Source organism: Streptomyces diastaticus subsp. diastaticus, from assembly GCF_011170125.1.
Taxonomy (GTDB): Bacteria; Actinomycetota; Actinomycetes; order Streptomycetales; family Streptomycetaceae; genus Streptomyces; species Streptomyces diastaticus.
On the sequence record NZ_BLLN01000005.1, the window covers coordinates 566682 to 585232 of the forward strand.

The following is an 18551-nucleotide window of genomic DNA, read 5'->3' on the forward strand; positions in this document are numbered from 1 at the left end:
TGAACGTGAGTATGCCGACGGCCCAGATGTGGGTGGACCGCTGGGAACGCCAGCAGCAGCGGTACGCCTTCGACCGCGAGGAGCGCTTCACCGTCGTCGCGGACGTCGTCGAACACGTGACGGCCGGCCGCAGCGCCCCTCGCGTACTGGATCTCGGCTGCGGGCCCGGCTCACTGCCGGCGCGACTGGCCGAGCGTCTGCCCGGGGCGGAGATCGTCGCCGTCGACATGGACCCGCTGCTGCTGGCGCTCGCCCGGGCCCGCCACCCGGACGCGGCCCGCTACGTCGAGGCGGTGATCGGCGAGCCGGGGTGGACCAGCACTCTCGGCCTGGAAGAACCGGTCGACGCCGTCGTCTCCACCACCGCTCTCCACTGCCTCCCCGAACACCTACTGCACTCCACCTACGCCGAACTGACCACTCTGCTCCGGCCGGGCGGGGTGCTGGTCAACGCGGACCACCTGGCGCAGGAGGGCTCGGGCTTCGCGGAGATCACCGAGTTCGTGGGGACCCGCCGGGCAGAGCGCCGGCGCGCCTTCGACCATGAGGACTGGGAGGCGTGGTGGGCGGCGGTCGAGAACGAGCCCGAGCTGATGGCTCTGTGCGCCGAGCGCCGGAAGCGGAAGACGACGCACTCCGGATGCGCCATCACGCTCGGCCGGCACGTCGAGCTGCTGGCCGAGGCGGGCTTCGGACCGGCCAGTCCGGTCTGGCAGGTGGGAGACAGCTACGTCCTCGTGGCCATCCGCCCGTAGGACCGGTCACCCGCACGAGGTGGCCGCCGGGCGGTGCGGTGCGGAGACGGGGGCTCCGTGGTCAGGCTCTTCGCCGGCGACGGCGAGCCTGGTCAGCCGAGGCGCGAACGACCCGCGCCGTCCTCCGCTCAGCGGCCGAGCCTGGCCGGGTCGTCGGCCACCGCTCCGGCGAGGGCGCGGATCCGCGCGTTCTACCGCGCACCGTGCCAGACCAGGCCGAGCGCGGACTCGGGAGCCCGAGGGCCGTACCGGGTGGCCGGGTGACAGAGCGACGTCACGCCCCGGTCCGCCGCCACCAGGGACAGCCCCTCCTGGAGGGTGCCGGCCGGCGGGCCGCGCGACACCGGGGCACCGGAAGGGGTGCGGGTCGGCGTCTGCGCGGCGTGCCAGTGGTCCGGTGCCGGAGCGGCCACCTCGACGAGGGGCGGACCGGCCGGTTCCTCGGTCTCCAGGGCCTCCGGCCGGCGAAGGCGTGCCGCTGGGAGGTCGCGAGGTACTGCGGCCGGCGGGAGAGGACGGGGCCCAGCTCGAGACGTGGTTCACGGAACGGCGGGAGGACCACCGCGAGGTCCGCCTCGTCCCGGAACAGCGAGCGAACGGGGCAGAGAGCGGCAACCCGGTGAGAGCGGTCCGGCGCTCGGGTGCCGGACACCGAACTCCCGGACCGGGTCCATGAATCCGAAGCCCGTCACCCCCCGGAAGCCGATGTCAGCGGGCCGATGTCAGCGGGCCGCTGTCGCCGAGGGCCGCCGTGACGCTCAGGGCTCGCGGTGGACTTCGCTCCACACGTCCCCTTCTTCAGCATCGAGCCCCGAGCCGGGCGTTGCTTCCCCGCTGGAGGCGGGCCGGAGATCACTTCCACCGGTACCGGTCACCGCGCCCCAGCCCGCCGGGGGTGTCTGTGCCCGCCACGACGCGAGCACATCCCCGACGCCCTGGAGTCCTCGCCGCGAGCGGTCCGCTTCACCGGGCTGCCCCCCAAATATGCGGTGGCGGACCCAGCCGCCCGTGGCGAAGATCGCGGCATGTGTGTCTTCCTGGAAACCCGACAGCTCACGTTGCGTCCTTTCACCCACGCCGACGCCGACAACCTGTTCGCACTGGACAACGACCCCGCCGTCATGCGCTTCATCAACGGCGGGCGGCCGACGAGCCACGAGGCGATCCGTACCCGGGTCCTCCCACGGCTCCTCCACGACTATCCGTGCTTCGGCACCCGTGGCTACTGGGCCGCGGAGGAGAAGGCGACGGGGACCTTCCTGGGCTGGTTCGAGTTCCGTCCCCTTGAGGACCACAGCCCCGCCGTGGCCGAACTCGGCTATCGGCTGAACAAGGCAGCCTGGGGCAGGGGCTTGGCCACGGAGGGCTCGCGTGCCCTGATCAGCAAAGGTTTCACCGACCTCGGGGTGGAGCGGGTCACCGCGAACACGATGGCGGTGAACACCCGGTCCCGGCGCGTGATGGAGAAGGCAGGGCTGGCGTTCCTGCGGGACTTCGCCGGGGACTGGCCGGAGCCGATCGCGGGGTCCGAGCATGGCGAAGTCGAGTACGGCCTCCTCCGGGCCGACTGGGAGCAGCGCCGGTAGCCGGCAGGTGGCGCAGGCAGTGCCTGGTGTCCGGCACCGCCGACTCCACCGGCCTCACCGGCCTCACCGCCCGGGGCACCTCGCTCACCGGAGTGCCGACGGAGCTCGCCTCCGGCCACGGCCGCGCTGTTCTGGCCCCTGCGGTGCGTCGGTGCAGCCCTCCGTTGCGACGCTGGTCCGCGCCGCCGGGTGTCTTCCTCGCCCCCGACGGCTCCTGAACCCGCGCCACATCGGCCGTACACCCGCCCGTCAGCCTGTTCCGCCGCCACGGTCCCGCACTTGACCGACCCCGCCCGGCCCGGCGGACCGCCTCGCCTCCGAGCGGCCCGACTTCCCCGACGCGAGGCCGGGCCGAGCGCCGGGCGGACCTCTGACACGCAGCGACAGTTCGCCTTGCGGCGTGTAGGCGGAACCGCTGGCAGGGGCAGGTTGAGGTAGCCGCTGCCGGGGCTCTTGGCGTGGTCGAGGAATTCGCGGTCCCTGTTCTCGTTGCAGACCAGGGCGCCCGGGCGCAGCTTCGGCTCGACGAGTTTCAGGACGTCGAGCGAGACCTCCGGCGCCCATCCGTCGATGAGAGCGAAGTCGCCCCCTCCGGAACGGACGCGAGGGACTCCCGAGCGTCGCCCTCGAAGAAGGTCACGTACTCCTCCAGCCCGGCGCGGGCGATGTTCTCCCGCGCCTGCCGTACCTTCTCCGGCACGATCTCAGCGGTGTACACCTGCCCCTGGCCGCTGTCACGCACCGCCGCGGCGAGGAAGATCGTGGAGAAGCCGAGGGACGTCGCGAACTCCACGACCGAGCGTGCCTGCCCGTAGCGGACCAGCAGGTAGAGCTGGTCTCCCTGCTCCGGGCTGAGGGAGAACCCGGTGCCGGTGTGGTGGTGCGGGTCGGGGTGGTGCGCGTAGGCCCCCCAGTCGATGTGCCGCTCACGCTGGTACATCTCGTCGAGCACGTCCAGGACGCGCCGGTCCTGGATGAGCGCACTACGAAACGGCGGCCTCGGCTCACTCATCGGGTCCTGCGGCCGGCCCCCGGCGGGGGGTGCACTCATCGCCATCACACTTCCCCTCTCGTAATCAGGTGAGCCTGACCCAGCTTCTCCAGGTCCCCTGATGGCCCGGCAACGGACCGCGCATCCGCCGTCAGGATGAGCGGAGGAGGCGACGGATCGCAGTCGGCTGCCCGTCAAGCGCCCCCTGCTCCGCCGGGCGTTGCGAGGCGGGATCCCGCGGCGGGCAGCAACACCTGGTAGCTCGCACGCGGTCAGCCGGACGTCGGCTCGCGCTGTACGGCGTCCGGCCCCTGGGCCACGGCGCCTGGGCGCCACCCCTGGGCGCCGTACGGGCATGGTGCCGACGGGCCCTGCGTCCCGGAGCGTGCCGCCCGGCCTCGACGCGGACCAGGGTGAACCGGGCTCGGCGCAGCCCGCTGACCGGGCGACGTCAGAACGGGAGGGACGGCCGGGCACACCGGGCCGTCCCTCCCCTGTGTCCCCCCTGCGTTCTCCCGGCGGCAAGCCGGGCCATGCCGCCGGGGGAACCGGCCGGGCCCGACCGGTCAGGCGCCCGCGGTGAGGCGGCCGGAGCGCAGGGCGGCGACGACGCCACCGTCGACCAGCAGGTCGTTGCCGGTGACGAAGGAGGCGTCCGGCCCGAGGAGGAAGGCCGCGGCGGCCGCGATGTCGTCGGGGGTGCCGAGCCGGCCCGTACCGGAGGCCTCCACCATGGCCTTCATGTGCCGACCGCTCTCACCGGCGAGTTCCTGCCGGCCCATCGGCGTGGAGATGACGCCGGGACTGATGCTGTTCACGCGAGCGCCGCGCTCACCCCACCGCGTGGACGCGGCCTGGACGCGGAGCCGGTTGGCGTACTTGGAGAGCGGATAGGCGCCCCGCGCGCCGAGCTCCTCGGGGTCGAGGAAGGGCAGGGCGAGCAGGTCGTCGGCAGGGGTGTGCGCCAGGGCCTGCTCCCTCTCGGGGCTGAGCGTGGCGGGCCCCGGCATGTGCCCGGCCATGCTGGCGATGACCACGCCGGCACCGCCCGGTGCGATCACCCTGCCGAACTCCTCCAGGACCAGGGCGGTCCCCAGCAGGTCGACCGCGAGGATCGCCTTCCCGGGCGCCTGCACCGGGGAGAGGCCCGCCGTGTGCACGACCTGGATGACGGGGCCCAGTTTCGCGGCGGTGTCCGCCAGCGCGGCCACCGAGGCGCGCTCCGAGACGTCGACGGCCTCGGTGACCACCGTGTGGCCCTGGCCGCGCAGCTCCTCGGCCACGATCCCGAGAAGCCTTTCGTCGAAGTCCGCGAGCAGCAAGGTCCCGCCGGCGCCCTGCCGGCGGGCGATGGCCTTCCCCATACCTCCGACGCCGATGACGACGATCACGCTGGTGCTTCTCATGGGCATCTCCATTAACGTTACGTGCCGTATCGTTAATCATTCTACGCACTCGTAGAATGCCCCCTATGGCACAGGCAAGGCGGCGCGGCAGACCCCGTGAGACGGGGACGGACGAGGCGATCCTGGACGCGGCCCGAGACCTGCTGCTGCGCGAGGGCTACGCCAGGCTGTCGATGGAGAAGGTCGCCGTGGCGGCGGGTGTCGGGAAGCCGACCGTCTACCGCCGCTGGCCGTCGAAGGCGGCACTGGTCGCTGACGTCGCCCGCCGGGCCTCGACGGCGGCCACCCCGGACGGGGAGATCCCCGAACCCCGCCCGGGAGAGGTCGTGCGCACCCTGGTCTCCTGGTTCAGGTCGCACGCGCAGTCGGTCACCGCCCCCGACAATGCCGCGCTGGTCCTCGCCCTCACGGCGGCGGCAGCGGCGAGCCCCCAGGACGCCGAGTCCCTGTACCTCGGCAGTACCCGCGAACAGCACACCACCCTCGTCGAGTTGCTCCGGGCCGGCATCGCGACCGGGGAGCTGCGCGCCGACACCGACGTCGACGCCGTGGTGGGTGCCCTGATCGGATCGAGCCTCTACCTGCTCCTCACCGGGAGAACCGCCGAGGCACCCGAGCGGGCGGAAGGTTCCGTCCGGGCCCTGCTGGACGGCATCCGCTCACCGGAAGCCGGAGCGCCTGGCTAGTGTTCCCCCGCCGGGAACTCCGTTCAGATACGCGGGCTGCCCTATCGCGCGTGCGGGGCGGCCGAAGGCCGAGTTGGCACTGCCGGACGAGGAACGGGCCGCGCTGGAGGAATCGAGGGCGGCACCGTCGCGCGCCGCGGTCACGGGCGTTGCGGTGCTGATCGCCCGGGACTGCGCAACCGGCCGGTCGAACCGCTCAGCGACAGCTACGCCACCCGCCCGATCCCTACGACGAAGAAGTGGCTGTCGGCCCACCCCCGGCCCCCTCTGCGCTGCATACTGGCCGGCCGGTCCTGGCCCTGGGGAAGGGCATCCGCAGCTGGAGCGCCGCTTGGCGCACGGCCCCCATTACCTTTCTCGTGACTCCGCAGTGGGGCTACCGGCCCTCGGGTCCGGTGTGACTCCCCCATGTTGTTCATGATCCGGAGAGCGGTGTCACCAGGCCCCGGAGGCATGGACGGACCGCTGATGAGGGGCTTCAGCGCCGGCTTGGCCCGAGCCGGAAGAGCTCTCCGTCACGCGGATGTGACAGCTCGGCGCCCTGGCAAGGCCGGACGAATGCGTGCTGGAGGGGCCTGCACGTGATCGACACCGGCGACATCGACGTCTTCCTCGGTCTGGATGTCGGTAAGGGCGAACACCACGCCGCCGCCGTCACACCGACCGGGACGAACGCGCTCGACAAGCGCCTGCCCAACACCGAACCCAAGCTCCGCGAGTTCTTCGCGAAACTCCAAGCACGCACGGAACAGTGCTCGTCGTGGTTGACCAGCCGGCCTCGATCTGCGCCCTTGCCGCTGGCGGTCGCGTGCCACATGCGCAGTCCCGTCACCCAACTGCCCGGCCTGACGATGCGGCGGATCACCGACCTCCACCCCGGCGAGGCGAAGACGGACGCGAAGGACGGGTTCTTCATCGCCGACGCCGGCCGCGCGATGCCCTACAGGCTGCGGACGATCGACGGCGAGGACGAGACGGTCGCCGAGCTGGAGGTGATCGTGGGCTTCGACGACGGCCTGGCCGACGAGGCCACCCGGGTGGCGAACCAGCCGCGCGGCCTGCTGCTCAGGACCATCCGTCGCTGAAACGGGTGCCGGGACCGCCGTGGCGGCACCCGGCCGTCCCCACCCTGCTGGAACGGTTCGGGGAGATCGCCGAGGAAAGCCCAAAAGAGGCCATGGGATAATCAGACAGCTCTGATGCCCCGCAGGCGACGAACACGCGACCGAGAAGGTCGGGCCGCTGGACGCTCTCACGCTGAGCGTCGATCCCCGTTTCGGTGATCTCCGGGTGCCGGTCGAATCAATGAACCGAGCCAGGCATGGCAGGGCAAACGGCGCGCCGGTCGGGTCCGGTCTACATTTGCGCCTCCCTATTTCGCCCCCTTACCGTCGCGATCCGGCACCGCAGGAAGGACAAAGAGGGGCACGGGGCATGACGGGCCGTCTGCACCTGCGGCACTCCACCGACAAGCAGACCAACGCCCGCCGACTCCATGCTCTGGATGATCTACCCAAGTCCGGCTCCCTCAGGTACGAGAATCCGGCGACGTCGTCCCGCATGCACGCGGTCAACCGGTCCGGGTTCCGCAAGCTGCTCGACGAGGCGGCGGTCGGTGACACCATCCGCAACGCGGGTGCCGCGCGGCTGTTCCGCTCGACCAAGGACGTCATCCAGATCCGGGAGGGCCTCCAGTGGCGCGGGCTGCACCGCGCATTGCGACCGGCGCCTGGTCCGGCTTCGGTCTCGCGGCCGACGACCCGCAAACCAAGCTCTTCGTCACACTGCTCGCCGGGGTTCTGGAGTTCCAGCGCGACATGCTTCAGGAGAACACCAAGGAAGGCGTCGCCGCCGAGGCGGGGGGCGAGACGCTGGGGCGCCCGGCCGCGCTCGATGAGGACCAGGCGGCCGACATCGTCGACGCCTACGCCAAGGGCGCCTCGGTGAAGACTCTCGCCCGGCAGTACGACATCGCCCCCCCACACGGTCCGCCGGATGCTGGACGTGGTCGGCGTCCGCGATACCGACGTCCCGGAGTCGCTCGACGGCGCGAGCACCGATGTCGCCACCGAGGTGCTGGAGCAGGAGCCCGAGCTGCTGCACACCATCGACGTGCCCGGCCTGCTCGCCGCGCACCTCAAGGCCACCCAGGACGCCGAGATCCTCGACGCACTGCGCGCTGTCCGGACCATCCGCGCGGGCAGGGCTGCTCGGTACGAGTCACCGCCCCGCTCGCGTTCCACAAGACCGTGCTGAAGCAGTGCGCCGCCTTCGTCGGCGACGGCTCCACCCGGCCGGGCGCAAGGCCTTCCGCACGTATGCCGACCGGATCGCCTCGGTGACGTGGAAGCACGGCAGCGGCAGGACTGTCGGGGATGGCAGGGCAGCGGGCGGCGATGCTGACCAGACCGTCGGCGAGGCGGGATCTTCAGGTCTCTGGGCCCCTGCCCGGAACCGCGTGGGCCTGGCCCGGATGGAACCATCCCGGGCCAGGCCGTGATTGGTCCGCGCTCAGTTCGACAGGCCGGCGAACATGCCGGGGTCGTAGGAGCCTCCCTGCATGCGCGTGATCACACCGAGCCGGTTGGCGGCATTGATCATGGCGACCAGGGAGACCAGCGCCGCGGTCTGGTCGGCGTCGTAGTGCTTGCGTACCTGGTCCCAGGTTTCGTCGGACACACCCTGGTGAGCGTCGGCAAGCCGGGTGCCCTCCTCGGCGAGTGCCAGCGCGGCCCGCTCGGCTTCGGTGAACACGGTGGACTCGCGCCAGGCGGCGACCAGGTTGATCCGGAGCGCGCTCACACCGGCGCCTGCGGCCTCCTTGGTGTGGACGTCGACGCACCAGCCGCAGCCGTTGATCTGGCTGACCCTCAACTCAACCAACTCCATGAGGGACTTGGACAGCGACGCCTCCTGGATCGCCAGGTTGACGTTGTAGATCCGCTTGCTGACCTTGGCGCCGAGCTTGTTGGTCATCAGGTTGATACGGGGTTCCATCGCTTCGTCCTCGCTCCTGGATCGCATGCCGCGCTGCGTGTTGGCGCGGCATCGTGACGACCATGAAGAAGCCGCCCGCCCGGCCCTTGTGACAGTGCGGCGATGTGACGTAGATCACCGGATTCGACTGTCACAAAGGGATCGGGGGCGGCATCTTGTGTGCGTTCCCGCGTTCCCAGGCCTGCTCGGCGCGGGTCCCGTGCCGCATGGGTACACAACCTCGCTCTTGACCTCAACCGCACTTGGAGTCGCAGGGTGAGGCCCGTCCAGTCGGCCACCGGGAGGGTGGGCGTCCACAGTGAGGAGATTTCCATGACTGACGCGAAGTGCATCCTGGTCATCGGCGGTACCGGCAACCAGGGCGGCGCGGCCGCAAGGGAGTTGCTCTCCCGCGGCCGGGACGTGTCGTGCCCTGGTCCGCAGCCCGGACAAGCCCGAGGCCCAGGCACTGCAGAAGCGGGGGGCAGTGCTCGTCCAGGGCGACATGGACGACGAAGCATCTCTGCACCGCGCCATGACCGGTGTCCATGGTGTGTTCAGTGTGCAGGCGCTGGCGTACGAGCCGGAATCACTGGCCGCCGAGGTCCGCCAGGGCAAGGCGGTGGCGGATGCCGCCAAGGCGGCCGGAGTCGGGCACTTCGTGTACAGCTCGGCAGGTGGTGCCGAACGGCAGACCGGCATCGACCACTTCGAGAGCAAAGCCGAAATCGAGCGGCACATCCTCGCCCTCGGCCTGCCCGCCACCCTCCTGCGGCCCGCGTTCTTCATGAACAACCTGCTGCACTACGCCGACGCCCAGGGCGAGCGCCTCATGTCACTGCCCGTCAAGCCGGACAAGCCCATGCAGATGATCGCCGCCGACGACATCGGGTTCTTTGCCGCCACCGCCTTCGACGCCCCGCACACCTACATCGGCCGTCATCTTGAGCTGGCCGGCGATGAGATCACCTTCCCCGACGTTGCCGAGATCTACGAACGCGTCACCGGGACCCCCACCCGCTTCGAGGCGCAGCCCATCGAAGAGCGCATGTTCGAGTGGTTCGCAGAGGCGGGCTACCGAGCGGACATCCCCGCCCTGCGTGGTCTGCACCCGGCGCTCATGACCTTTGAGGAATTCCTCTCCCGACGGCTGCGGGCAGCCACTGTCTGATCCCCGCCCTGAGAATCGGGTGAACCCCGACAAGAGCGAACAGACAGGAGCAGGGAATGGACGAGCACGGCGAGCGAACCACCGATACTGTCGAGCATCTTGCTCGCGAGGCACCCATGGATCCTGCCACCGAGGTGTTCGTCACCCACCGCAATCTGCTGTTCACCGTCGCCTACGAGATGCTCGGCTCGGCCGCCGATGCCGAGGATGTCCTGCAGGAGACCTGGCTGCGCTGGGCACGTGTCGACCTCGGCACGGTGCGTGACCGGCGTGCCTTCCTGGTGCGGATCACCACGCGCGAAGCGCTGACCCGGCTACGTACACTCCGTCGGCGCAAGGAGTCTTACGTCGGCCCCTGGCTGCCGGAGCCGCTACTGACCGCGCCCGACGTGGCCGAGGACGTCGAACTGGCCGACAGCGTGTCGATGGCGATGATGCTGGTGCTGGAGACGCTCGCACCGGTCGAGCGGGCGGTGTTCGTACTGCGGGAGGTCTTCGACCTCGGCTATGACGAGATCGCGGACGCCGTCGACAAGACCCCGGCCGCCGTCCGCCAGATCGCCCACCGCGCGCGCAACCATGTCGCCGCGCGCCGACCGCGGGGGGACGCTTCCCCGGCCAAGGCCCGCGACGCGCTCGACGCCTTTCAGCGGGCGGTCCAGACGGGCGACATGCAAGGCCTGCTCGACGTCCTCGCACCGAACGTCGTCCTGCTGACCGACGGCGGCGGAGTCGCTCGAGCCGCGATGGCGCCCGTCGTGGGCGCCGACCAGGTGACTCTCGTGCTGGGTCGGCTCGTGACCGCGGCGTCGCTGCGGACGGTACAGGTCAACGGAAACCCCGCGCTGATCGTCAGATTGGAGGGAGAGGCCGACAGCGTCCTGACGGTGCGCATTGACGACGGCCTCGTCACCGGGCTCTATGCCGTGTGCAATCCCGAGAAACTGGCGCGGATCGGCCTTGAGACCACAGTGAGCCGCTGCCCCGAAGAGCTCAGATGACCCGGCCCGTCAGCCACCGTCCACCCGCAGCCAAAGAAGCCGCAGAACACATCACGTCGCTCCTGGCCCCGCAACTCGCGCAGGTCGACGTCAAAGTCGACTTCACCGTCGGCATGAGAACGGAAGATCGCCAACACGTCGGCAGTCGGCCAGACCCGCAGGTCCGGGCACTCGGCATCCGCCGGCCGGAACAGCACGGCCTCCGCCCGGGGCACCGGAAGCACCGCCTCCCCCTCGGAGTACCGGCACTCCCAGCCCTTCTCCGCGACAAGGTCGAGGACCGCCTGCCAGTCCTGCATTGAGGCATCCGGGACACGCACGTCCGGCAGCGACCCCATCAAGTCCGAGTCGAAGAGGCACTGCACGTCATCCCACAGCAGATCAGCCCCGCGCCACGCTGCCCGGCCCACCGACCCGACGCGCTCCCGTTTCCCTTGACCAAGGACATGGAGGCCCTCCGCGCACCTGGCGCACCCCGGCCGCCCTGCCCGCCGCCGCATGACCAACGCTTCCCGGCCACCGGCCTGCCACTTCGCCCGCCACGTGTCCACGGCCTTCGGCGACGCCCTGAAGACCACCGCCGCATCCTCACGGTTCCGCCCCGCCACCGACGCGGCCACCGCCCTCCACCGCACGACCTCCTGCACCGACGGCGACAGATGCCGCGCGCCCCACCAACAGATCTCTCACCCAGCCCAACGGCCCAGGACCCGAGCCGTCTCGGACCAACGGGGAGGTCCGACCCCGTCGAGGTGCGTACCGCGTGCGTTTCTCTCCATCCACGCACACGGTACGGAGAATCGGCAGCACGCCCCCAGCCGAACGATCTCGGTCAGCCGAGAAAACTCAGCCGCACCTTCCGGTCCGCATTGTCGACGTTGGTGTCCACCAGGCACACCGACTGCCAAGTCCCCAGTTCCAGTCTGCCGTCGATGACCGGGAGGGTGGCGTGCGGGGGGACGAGGGCGGGGAGGACGTGGTCGCGGCCGTGGCCGGGGGTGCCGTGGCGGTGGTGCCAGGGGTGGTCGGCGGGCAGGAGGGTGCGGAGGATGGCGAGGAGGTCGTCGTCGCTGCCGGCGCCGGTCTCCAGGACGGCGATGCCGGCGGTGGCGTGGGGGACGAAGACGTTGAGGAGACCGTCTCGGCCGGCCGCGACGTCGTCGAGGAAGCTCGCGCAGTCGGCGGTGAGGTCGCGGACCGTCTCGCTGGAGCCGGTGGCGAGGTGCAGGACACGGGTGTCGAAGGCGTCAGGCATACCGTCATCCTCGGGCATGGGCCCCGGCGCGCGCGGGGCGACCCGCCCTGCCGGTGGACCGGAACCTCCGGAACGGGTGGCGGGCGGAAGGCACGGATCCGATAGGCCGCGTCCGCCCACCGAGGCACCATCGACCGTGCGTGGAGGTCTCGTCACGTGCGGCGGCATGTCGCGATCCGTCCTGCTCGCCACGCGCGGTCACACCCGACCTGCCGCGGGTGTCTCAGCCGCGTGTCGACGCGACCGCTGACGTCCTTCCTCCCCGCCTCCCTCGCGCGCGAGGCCGGAGCCGGACGCCCGCGGGTTGCTCGACCGGCCCGGAAGCAGCGGCGCGGGCGGAGCCCTTTTGGCGGCGGGCGGCCGCTGACCGGCGGAGCGGCACGGGCGGGGCGTCGGGAAGAACCCGGCGCCCCCGTCCGTTCGCAAGGACGTGAAGCAGAACGGGACCCCGCACTCCGAAGCCCCCCGCCCCGTCGACGTGCTCGTGGCCGGCGCCGGGCAGGCGGGCCTGTCGGCCGCCTACCACCTGCGCAGGTCGGGGCTCGAGCCCGGCGAGGACTTCCTGGTCCTCGATCACGCGCCGCGTCCGGGCGGGGCCTGGCAGTTCCGGTGGCCGACGCTGACGTACGGCCGTGTGCACGGTATGCACGCCCTCCCCGGTATGGAGCTGACGGGCGCGGACGACTCCCGCCCCTCCGCCGAGGTGATCGGCGCGTACTTCCGCGAGTACGAGGAGACGTTCGGGCTGCGGGTACGCCGGCCGGTGCACGTGCGGGCCGTGCGCGAGGGCGACGGCGGGCGTCTGCTGGTGGAGACCTCTGAGGGGGACTGGGCGGCCCGGGCCCTGATCAGCGCGACGGGCACCTGGGACCGGCCGTTCTGGCCGCGCTACCCCGGGCAGGAGGAGTTCCGGGGGCGACAACTGCACACGGCGGGCTACCCGGGCCCGGAGGCGTTCGCCGGGCGGCGGGTGCTGGTGGTGGGCGGCGGCACGTCGGCGGTGCAGCACCTGCTGGAGATCGCGCCCGTCGCCGCGGCGACCGCCTGGGCCACCCGCAGGCCGCCGGAGTTCCGGGAAGGCCCTTTCGACGAGGACCAGGGCCGGCAAGCGGTGGCCCGGGTCGACGAGCGGGTTCGGCAGGGGCTGCCGCCGCGCAGCGTGGTCTCGGTGACGGGCCTGCCGATGAACGAGGCGATCCGGCGGGGCGTGGCGGACGGGACGCTGGCACGGCGCCCGATGTTCGAGCGGCTCACCGCCGAGGGTGCCGTGTGGGCGGACGGCTCGGCCTTCGAGGCAGACGTGGTGCTGTGGGCGACCGGGTTCCGTGCGGCGGTGGACCACCTGGCGCCGCTGAGACTGCGCGAGCCCGGCGGCGGCATCCAGGTCGACGGGACCCGGGTGGTCCGCGACCCCCGCATCCACCTGGTCGGCTACGGCCCCTCCGCCAGCACCATCGGCGCCAACCGGGCGGGCCGGGCGGCGGTCCGGGAGACAGGCGCGCTGCTGGCCGGGGAGGCGGTCGCGGTCTGACCGGACAGCCGGCGGTGCCCCGGGGTGGGCGGGCGCTCGGTGATCGGGCCCCGGTCCGTGGTCCGTCCTCGCCTGGCTCGGGCCGCTGCTTTCGCGCGCCGCCGGTCAGCCCGTGCCGCCGGCGGAGCCGGAGCGGCGTTGACGGTTGAACTCTTCGACGTGGGCGCGGTGTTCGGCGTAGTTGTCGGTGAAGCGGGTGTCGCCGGGGCGGACCGTCACGAAGTACAGCCAGTCGCCCGCGGGCGGGTCGAGAGCGGCGCGCAACGCGTGCTCGCCCGGGTTGCCGATGGGGGTCGGGGGCAGGCCCCGGCGTGCGTAGGTGTTGTACGGGCTGTCGGTGCGGGTGTCCTCGTGGCTGGTGTCGAGGGTGGAGCGGCCGAGGGCGTAGTTGAGGGTGGAGTCCATCTGCAGGGCGCGGTCCTGGTCGAGGCGGTTGTGGATGACGCGGGCGACCTTGCCCATGTCGCCGGGGGTGTCGGCCTCGGCCTGGACGATGCTGGCGAGGATGACGGCCTGGTAGGGGGAGAGACCGAGCCGGCGCGCTCCGGCGTCGAGCCCGGCCCGGCGGAAGCGTTCGTCGGCGGTCTCGGCCATGAAGGTCAGCAGGGATGCGGGGGTGGTGGAGTCGTCGAGGGGATAGGTGGCGGGGAAGAGGTACCCCTCGGGGTTCCCGTCGGCCGCGTCGGGGAGGGCCAGGCGGGTGTCCTTCGCCGCCTGCCGGGTGGCGCCCGCGTGGAGGCCGAGGGCCTGGTCGGCCAGGGCGTAGACCTGGGTGGCCCGGCGGCCCTCGGGGACGGTCAGTGAGCCCTGGCCGCGAGGGCTCTCCTCGTCCGGGAGGAGCAGGACCGTGACGACCGTGGCCGCGGCGGCCAGCAGGCCGGCGGTGAGCAGGGCGAGCCGGCCCCGGCGGGTGAGGCGGGGAGTCCGTCGGGGGGAGGCGTGCGGCATGGGCGCACGCTATCCCGCCGAAGTGGTCAGTTCGGGCATGTCGCCGGGGGTGGCGGCCGTGGGGTGGGCGTCCTTGCGGACGAGTGCCGCGTACAGGCCGTCCTGGGCGAGGAGGGCCTCGTGGGTGCCGCGTTCGGCGATGCGGCCGTGGTCGAGGACGACGATCTGGTCGGCGTCGCGGACCGTGGAGAGACGGTGGGCGATGGTCAGGGTGGTGCGGTCGGCGGAGAGGGCGTCGATCGCCTCCTGGACGGCCTGTTCGGTCCGGGTGTCCAAGGCGCTGGTCGCCTCGTCCAGGACGAGCACCGGCGGGTCGCGCAGGATGGTGCGGGCGATGGCCAGGCGCTGTTTCTCGCCTCCGGAGAAGCGGTGTCCGCGCTCGCCGACCACCGTGTCGTACCCCTCGGGCAGCGCCGCGATGTGGTCGTGGATCTGGGCGGCGCGGGCGGCCGCGACCAGTTCGGCGTCGGTGGCCCCGGGCTTGGCGAAGCGGAGGTTCTCCGCGACCGAGGCGTGGAAGAGGTACGTCTCCTGGGAGACGACCCCGACCGCGCGGGCGAGCGTGGCGAAGTCCAGCTCCCGCACATCGACGCCGTCCAGGGTGACGCGGCCGCCGGTGGCGTCGTAGAGGCGGGGGACGAGGTGGCTGAGGGTGCTCTTGCCGGAGCCGGTCTCCCCGACGACGGCCAGCGAGGTGCCGGCCGGTACGGCGAGGTCGATGGCGGAGAGCACCGGGCTCTCCTGCTCGGCGTAGGCGAACTCGACGCGCTCGAAGCGGATCTCGCCGCGGATCTCCTCCAGCCGCACCGGCTTCTCCGGTTCGGTGATGTCGGCCTCGAGGTCGAGGTACTCGAAGATCCGCTGGAAGAGGGCGAGGGAGGTCTGCACCTGCACGCCGGTGGTGAGCAGGCTGACCGTGGGGCGGAAGAGGCCCTGCTGGAGGGAGACGAAGGCGACCAGGGTGCCGAGGGAGATCTCGGGGCCCTGGACGTGCTGGGAGAGGCCGGCGGCCCAGTAGATGAGGGCGGGCATCGCGGCCATCACGATGCTGATGACCGACATCCGCCAGCGGCCGGCCATGCTGGAGCGGACCTCCAGGTCGACCAGGCGGTCCGACTCGTCGCGGAAGGCGCGGGTGAGGGAGTCGCCGCGGCCCATGGTGCGGCCGAGGAGGATGCCGCTGACGGAGAGGGACTCGGTGACGGTGGCGGCCATGGCGGCCATCTGCTTCTGCCGGTCGGTGGCGATGCGTTTGCGTTCACGGCCGACCCGGCGGCTGATCCAGACGAAGGCCGGCAGGAGCACCAGCGAGACCACGGTGAGCCGCCAGTCCAGTGCGAGCATCGCGACGACGGTGGCGATCACGCTGGTGAGGTTGGAGACCAGCGAGGTGGCCGTCGAGGTGACGGTGGCCTGCATCCCGCCGATGTCGTTGGAGATCCGGGACTGGATCTCCCCGGTGCGGGTGCGGGTGAAGAAGGCCAGGGACATGCTCTGGAGGCGGGCGTAGACGGCGGTGCGCAGGTCGTGCATGACGCGCTGGCCGACGGTGGTGGAGATGAGCGTCTGGAGGACGCCGAAGACGCTGGTCATGACGGCGGCCGCGATCATGCCGAGGGCGAGCAGGCTCAGCAGGCCGGTGCGCCGCTCGGGAATGGCGGTGTCGAGGATCTCCCGGAGCAGGAACGGCGTGACGACCGAGACCAGCGAGGCGGCGGCGACGAGCAGGCCGACCATCGCCAGCCGCCCCCGGTACGGGCGGAAGAGGCGGACGATCCGCCGGATCTGGCGTGGCCGGCGCGGGGCGTCGGGGTCCTCGGGCGGTGGGGTCCAGGTGGGGGACGGTTCGGGACGCATGGGCTCCTTCGACGGGGCGTGGCGGTCGGCGCCCTCCACGCGGAGCGCGGGCCCGTGCGGTGCGGGCACGGCGGCCGGCCGACAGGCGCGGCACCCCGGCGCTTTCGCGGGCGCGGGCCGCTCGGTGTCCGGATTTTCCGGACACCGAGCCAAGGACAACGCAGACCATAGCTCATTGTTACCTATGTACACAATGAACGAGGTCCTGTTAGTGTTCCCGCATGGATTCACCCGACCCGGACGGGGTTCTCGCCGAGCAGCTCCTGCGCCTCACCCGCCGGCTGCACCGGCTCCAGCGCCGCCAGCTGGAGCCGCTCGGCATCACCCCGGCCCAGGCCCGCCTGCTGCGCACGGTCGCCGTCTGCGAGCGGCCGCCGAGAATGGCCGACCTCGCCCAGCGCCTCGAAGTGGTCCCCCGCGCGGTCACCAGCCTGGTGGACGGGCTGGAGGAGGCGGACCGGGTCCGCCGGGTGCCCGACCCGGAGAGCCGGCGGGTGGTCCGGATCGAGCTGACCGAGGGCGGCCGCCAGGCCCTGCGCGCCATGCGCAGCGCGCGCCGGGGCGCGGTGGAGGAGATCCTGACCCCGCTGACCGCCGAGCAGCGGTCGACCCTCGGCGGTCTGCTGGCGACCCTCGTCGACAGCCCTGGCCTGTGCGGCGAGACCGCTCCCCCGCCGGGGGTGGACCACTGAGGCACCGTGGCGCCGGCCGCCCGTCGAGCCACCGGCTTCTCCGCCCGGCCCGCCGCGCCCGGCGCGGACCCTCCGCTCGGGGCCGCCACCGGCCCGCTTCTCACCTGCTCCCGGGCGGCGGTCCCGCGATCTGCTCGGAAAGCCGTACCAAGTCGTCCAGCCGCCTTTGGAGTTCGCGCGGCCCCCGCATACCGGGAAAGCGTACGGTCACGATCCCGTCCCGCAGTTCCCAGCCGTCCAGGTCCAGCTCCAGCGTCCGCGCTCGGACCTCCTCGGTCACCAGCGCGCGGGCACGGGCCCGGTCCCGGGCGGCGATCCGGTAGCGCCTCTCGAAGGGGTCGCGCCCCCGCGCCGGCCACCTCAGCACGGGTGCGGGCGCGTCCACCCGCACCCTTGGCAGGTCCTTGACGCGCCTCAGCGGCCGCAGGTGGACGACGACCGAGCGCACGACCTCGGCGCCCAGCCCCATCCCTTCGTGGCAGACGACCCAGACGTCCACCCCTTGGAGGCGCTGCCGTCCCACCATCCAGGGCGGGTCGCCCGCACGGATACCGCGGCGCACCGTCGCCGGCTGTTCGGGCATCCTTTCGTCGGTGACGACCCGCCAGCCGTACGCGGCCGCCCCCTCCCGGAGCGACGCGCGCCTCCGTTCCGCGGCCTGCCGCTCGGGCCGCCCGGCCCGGACCAGGAGGAACACCCCGGCGAGGAAGGCGACGACTACCGAGACGAAGACGATCGTGAGCGTCGACATCACCCATCCGTACCCCATCCGCCGAGGCCGCCGCCAGGGCCCGGGGCAGGGCCCATGGGCCCTGCCCACCGCGTTCGCCCACGCGTCGGGCGCCACGCGGTGCCGGGCCGTCCCGCGGCCTGCGGCCCGCGACGGGAACGACGGAGGTCAGGCGCGCAGGGACGCCTTGTCGCCCATCACCACCACGGGGTGCTGATCCGGTTCGAGGGTGCGCAGGAGGTGACGCATCCCCTGCTCGGAGAGGCTGACGCAGCCGGAGGTGCCGCTGCCGTGGTCGAGGTGGAGCCAGATGCTGCCGCCCTTCGACCGGCCCTCGGGGCGGGCCGGGTCGTTGGGCGGGGTGCCCTTGACGCGGTTGTAGTCGACGGCGATGACGAGGTCGAAGTCGTGCCAGTGCGACTCGGCCCAGGTGCGCGGCGCGGCGAAGGCGTCACTGCGGGTGTAGGGCAGCCCGCCGGGCCCCGGGTCGGCGAGGACGCCGCCCGCGTCGGTGAGGGTGAAGACGCCGACGGGGCTGCGCTTGTCGTCCTCGTGGTGGTCCGGCGTCCACCCCTTCTTGCCGTTGTGCGCGGGCCAGTGGGCCCGTTCCTTCCAGCCGTCGCCGTCCTTCGTGTACAGGACGACGGTGGCGGTGCTGCGGTCGGCGCCGTCGCCGCGGACGGCGACCACCTGCCGGGTGTCCTCGGGGATCTGCTTCTGGAAGCGCTCGGAGATGCCCGGCAGTGCGCCCGGGACGGCCGAGGACGCGTGGGCGTCGGGCCGCCGCGCGTCGTCCGCCCGTTCGGCAGTGGTGCCGCCCGAGCCGCACGAGGTGAGCAGGAGGGCCGCGGCGGCGGCGAGCACGCTGCGGAACACGGTCGGGTGAGTCGCGGTCAGGCGCATGGACCCCATGGTCCCACCGTCGTCCCGGGCGGGAACGGGCACCGGCGCGAACGCGCCGCCGGG

19 protein-coding genes and 2 pseudogenes are annotated in these 18551 nt (G+C 72.2%); 11 read left to right on the top strand and 10 right to left on the bottom strand.

The window, feature by feature from the left end; all coding sequences use genetic code 11:
• Positions 1 to 11: 11 nt before the first annotated feature.
• The 3 genes from Sdia_RS20085 to Sdia_RS20095 all read left to right on the top strand — a co-directional run bounded on the left by Sdia_RS20085 (position 12) and on the right by Sdia_RS20095 (position 2559).
• Positions 12 to 755, top strand: coding sequence for a class I SAM-dependent methyltransferase (locus tag Sdia_RS20085; RefSeq protein WP_308693557.1), 744 nt, complete (start codon positions 12 to 14; stop codon positions 753 to 755).
• A gap of 1025 nt (positions 756 to 1780) precedes the next feature.
• On the top strand, positions 1781 to 2341 hold the full coding sequence (locus Sdia_RS20090) for a GNAT family N-acetyltransferase (protein ID WP_185393604.1): 561 nt from the start codon (positions 1781 to 1783) through the stop codon (positions 2339 to 2341).
• Between the two features lie 26 nt (positions 2342 to 2367).
• Positions 2368 to 2559, top strand: a complete 192-nt coding sequence (locus Sdia_RS20095; RefSeq protein WP_185393603.1) for a hypothetical protein — start codon at positions 2368 to 2370, stop codon at positions 2557 to 2559.
• A 314-nt stretch (positions 2560 to 2873) separates the two neighbouring features.
• On the opposite strand, the gene Sdia_RS30295 is transcribed toward Sdia_RS20095, so the two are convergent.
• Together Sdia_RS30295 and Sdia_RS20105 are read right to left on the bottom strand one after the other, a co-directional pair.
• On the bottom strand, positions 2874 to 3392 hold the full coding sequence (locus tag Sdia_RS30295) for an O-methyltransferase (RefSeq protein WP_229830364.1): 519 nt from the start codon (positions 3390 to 3392) through the stop codon (positions 2874 to 2876).
• A 506-nt stretch (positions 3393 to 3898) separates the two neighbouring features.
• Positions 3899 to 4738: an SDR family oxidoreductase gene (locus Sdia_RS20105; protein WP_223123498.1), complete on the bottom strand. Its 840-nt coding sequence runs from the start codon at positions 4736 to 4738 to the stop codon at positions 3899 to 3901.
• 65 nt (positions 4739 to 4803) lie between these two features.
• Here Sdia_RS20105 and Sdia_RS20110 point away from each other — a divergent pair, with 65 nt between their 5' ends.
• From Sdia_RS20110 to Sdia_RS20125, 4 genes are all read left to right on the top strand, one after another.
• Positions 4804 to 5424, top strand: coding sequence for a TetR/AcrR family transcriptional regulator (locus Sdia_RS20110; RefSeq protein ID WP_100453790.1), 621 nt, complete (start codon positions 4804 to 4806; stop codon positions 5422 to 5424).
• A 581-nt stretch (positions 5425 to 6005) separates the two neighbouring features.
• The gene (locus Sdia_RS20115; RefSeq protein WP_161499797.1) at positions 6006 to 6509 is read left to right on the top strand and encodes an IS110 family transposase; all 504 of its coding nucleotides are present in this window, start codon (positions 6006 to 6008) and stop codon (positions 6507 to 6509) included.
• Positions 6510 to 6858: 349 nt separating this feature from the next.
• Positions 6859 to 7371, top strand: a complete 513-nt coding sequence (locus Sdia_RS30800; protein WP_206432862.1) for a recombinase family protein — start codon at positions 6859 to 6861, stop codon at positions 7369 to 7371.
• Between the two features lie 48 nt (positions 7372 to 7419).
• Entirely contained in the window at positions 7420 to 7680 is a 261-nt protein-coding gene (locus Sdia_RS20125) for a hypothetical protein (RefSeq protein WP_164494999.1), read from the top strand.
• 255 nt (positions 7681 to 7935) lie between these two features.
• Here the strand turns inward: Sdia_RS20125 and Sdia_RS20130 are convergent, their stop codons facing one another.
• The gene (locus tag Sdia_RS20130) at positions 7936 to 8421 is read right to left on the bottom strand and encodes a carboxymuconolactone decarboxylase family protein (RefSeq protein WP_100453788.1); all 486 of its coding nucleotides are present in this window, start codon (positions 8419 to 8421) and stop codon (positions 7936 to 7938) included.
• Between the two features lie 448 nt (positions 8422 to 8869).
• Between Sdia_RS20130 and Sdia_RS20135 the strand changes: the two genes are divergently transcribed.
• A complete protein-coding gene (locus Sdia_RS20135; protein WP_308693558.1) occupies positions 8870 to 9571 on the top strand; it encodes an NmrA family NAD(P)-binding protein in 702 nt (233 codons plus the stop codon).
• A 56-nt stretch (positions 9572 to 9627) separates the two neighbouring features.
• Positions 9628 to 10572, top strand: a complete 945-nt coding sequence (locus Sdia_RS20140; RefSeq protein ID WP_371874281.1) for an RNA polymerase sigma-70 factor — start codon at positions 9628 to 9630, stop codon at positions 10570 to 10572.
• A gap of 35 nt (positions 10573 to 10607) precedes the next feature.
• On the opposite strand, the pseudogene Sdia_RS30300 reads toward Sdia_RS20140, so the two are convergent.
• The 3 genes and pseudogenes from Sdia_RS30300 to Sdia_RS20150 all read right to left on the bottom strand — a co-directional run.
• Positions 10608 to 10910: pseudogene (locus Sdia_RS30300) on the bottom strand (hypothetical protein); the annotation flags it as partial.
• Positions 10911 to 11066: 156 nt separating this feature from the next.
• Positions 11067 to 11219 (bottom strand): annotated as a pseudogene (locus tag Sdia_RS30305) (helix-turn-helix domain-containing protein); the annotation flags it as partial.
• A 185-nt stretch (positions 11220 to 11404) separates the two neighbouring features.
• Positions 11405 to 11827 (bottom strand): YjbQ family protein, encoded by a 423-nt coding sequence (locus Sdia_RS20150; protein WP_100453784.1) that lies wholly within the window; start codon positions 11825 to 11827, stop codon positions 11405 to 11407.
• A gap of 430 nt (positions 11828 to 12257) precedes the next feature.
• Here Sdia_RS20150 and Sdia_RS20155 point away from each other — a divergent pair, with 430 nt between their 5' ends.
• Complete coding sequence (locus Sdia_RS20155) at positions 12258 to 13358, top strand: NAD(P)-binding domain-containing protein (protein ID WP_189499903.1); 1101 nt, start codon at positions 12258 to 12260, stop codon at positions 13356 to 13358.
• 105 nt (positions 13359 to 13463) lie between these two features.
• Here the strand turns inward: Sdia_RS20155 and mltG are convergent, their stop codons facing one another.
• A complete protein-coding gene (gene mltG, locus Sdia_RS20160; RefSeq protein WP_100453782.1) occupies positions 13464 to 14306 on the bottom strand; it encodes an endolytic transglycosylase MltG in 843 nt (280 codons plus the stop codon).
• Positions 14307 to 14315: 9 nt separating this feature from the next.
• A complete protein-coding gene (locus Sdia_RS20165; protein WP_115069318.1) occupies positions 14316 to 16163 on the bottom strand; it encodes an ABC transporter ATP-binding protein in 1848 nt (615 codons plus the stop codon).
• A gap of 221 nt (positions 16164 to 16384) precedes the next feature.
• On the opposite strand from Sdia_RS20165, the gene Sdia_RS20170 reads away from it, so the two are divergent.
• Positions 16385 to 16855 carry a MarR family winged helix-turn-helix transcriptional regulator gene (locus Sdia_RS20170; RefSeq protein ID WP_115069317.1) on the top strand — a complete coding sequence of 157 codons (471 nt, stop codon included), beginning with the start codon at positions 16385 to 16387 and terminating at the stop codon, positions 16853 to 16855.
• A gap of 100 nt (positions 16856 to 16955) precedes the next feature.
• Here the strand turns inward: Sdia_RS20170 and Sdia_RS20175 are convergent, their stop codons facing one another.
• Both Sdia_RS20175 and Sdia_RS20180 read right to left on the bottom strand, forming a co-directional pair.
• Positions 16956 to 17606 (bottom strand): hypothetical protein, encoded by a 651-nt coding sequence (locus Sdia_RS20175; RefSeq protein WP_115069316.1) that lies wholly within the window; start codon positions 17604 to 17606, stop codon positions 16956 to 16958.
• A 147-nt stretch (positions 17607 to 17753) separates the two neighbouring features.
• A complete protein-coding gene (locus tag Sdia_RS20180) occupies positions 17754 to 18488 on the bottom strand; it encodes a L,D-transpeptidase family protein (RefSeq protein WP_100454379.1) in 735 nt (244 codons plus the stop codon).
• Positions 18489 to 18551 lie beyond the last annotated feature (63 nt).

What these genes read in the sequence shown, in the direction of transcription:
- Sdia_RS20085 (WP_308693557.1), top strand. Translation starts at nt 12, where the DNA reads ATGCCGACGGCCCAGATGTGGGTGGACCGCTGGGAACGCCAGCAGCAG.
- Sdia_RS20110 (WP_100453790.1), top strand. Translation starts at nt 4,804, where the DNA reads ATGGCACAGGCAAGGCGGCGCGGCAGACCCCGTGAGACGGGGACGGAC.
- Sdia_RS20090 (WP_185393604.1), top strand. Translation starts at nt 1,781, where the DNA reads ATGTGTGTCTTCCTGGAAACCCGACAGCTCACGTTGCGTCCTTTCACC.
- Sdia_RS30295 (WP_229830364.1), bottom strand. Translation starts at nt 3,392, where the DNA reads ATGAGTGCACCCCCCGCCGGGGGCCGGCCGCAGGACCCGATGAGTGAG.
- Sdia_RS20130 (WP_100453788.1), bottom strand. Translation starts at nt 8,421, where the DNA reads ATGGAACCCCGTATCAACCTGATGACCAACAAGCTCGGCGCCAAGGTC.
- mltG (WP_100453782.1), bottom strand. Translation starts at nt 14,306, where the DNA reads ATGCCGCACGCCTCCCCCCGACGGACTCCCCGCCTCACCCGCCGGGGC.
- Sdia_RS30800 (WP_206432862.1), top strand. Translation starts at nt 6,859, where the DNA reads ATGACGGGCCGTCTGCACCTGCGGCACTCCACCGACAAGCAGACCAAC.
- Sdia_RS20150 (WP_100453784.1), bottom strand. Translation starts at nt 11,827, where the DNA reads ATGCCTGACGCCTTCGACACCCGTGTCCTGCACCTCGCCACCGGCTCC.
- Sdia_RS20165 (WP_115069318.1), bottom strand. Translation starts at nt 16,163, where the DNA reads ATGCGTCCCGAACCGTCCCCCACCTGGACCCCACCGCCCGAGGACCCC.
- Sdia_RS20105 (WP_223123498.1), bottom strand. Translation starts at nt 4,738, where the DNA reads ATGAGAAGCACCAGCGTGATCGTCGTCATCGGCGTCGGAGGTATGGGG.
- Sdia_RS20170 (WP_115069317.1), top strand. Translation starts at nt 16,385, where the DNA reads ATGGATTCACCCGACCCGGACGGGGTTCTCGCCGAGCAGCTCCTGCGC.
- Sdia_RS20175 (WP_115069316.1), bottom strand. Translation starts at nt 17,606, where the DNA reads ATGTCGACGCTCACGATCGTCTTCGTCTCGGTAGTCGTCGCCTTCCTC.
- Sdia_RS20180 (WP_100454379.1), bottom strand. Translation starts at nt 18,488, where the DNA reads ATGCGCCTGACCGCGACTCACCCGACCGTGTTCCGCAGCGTGCTCGCC.
- Sdia_RS20140 (WP_371874281.1), top strand. Translation starts at nt 9,628, where the DNA reads ATGGACGAGCACGGCGAGCGAACCACCGATACTGTCGAGCATCTTGCT.
- Sdia_RS20125 (WP_164494999.1), top strand. Translation starts at nt 7,420, where the DNA reads ATGCTGGACGTGGTCGGCGTCCGCGATACCGACGTCCCGGAGTCGCTC.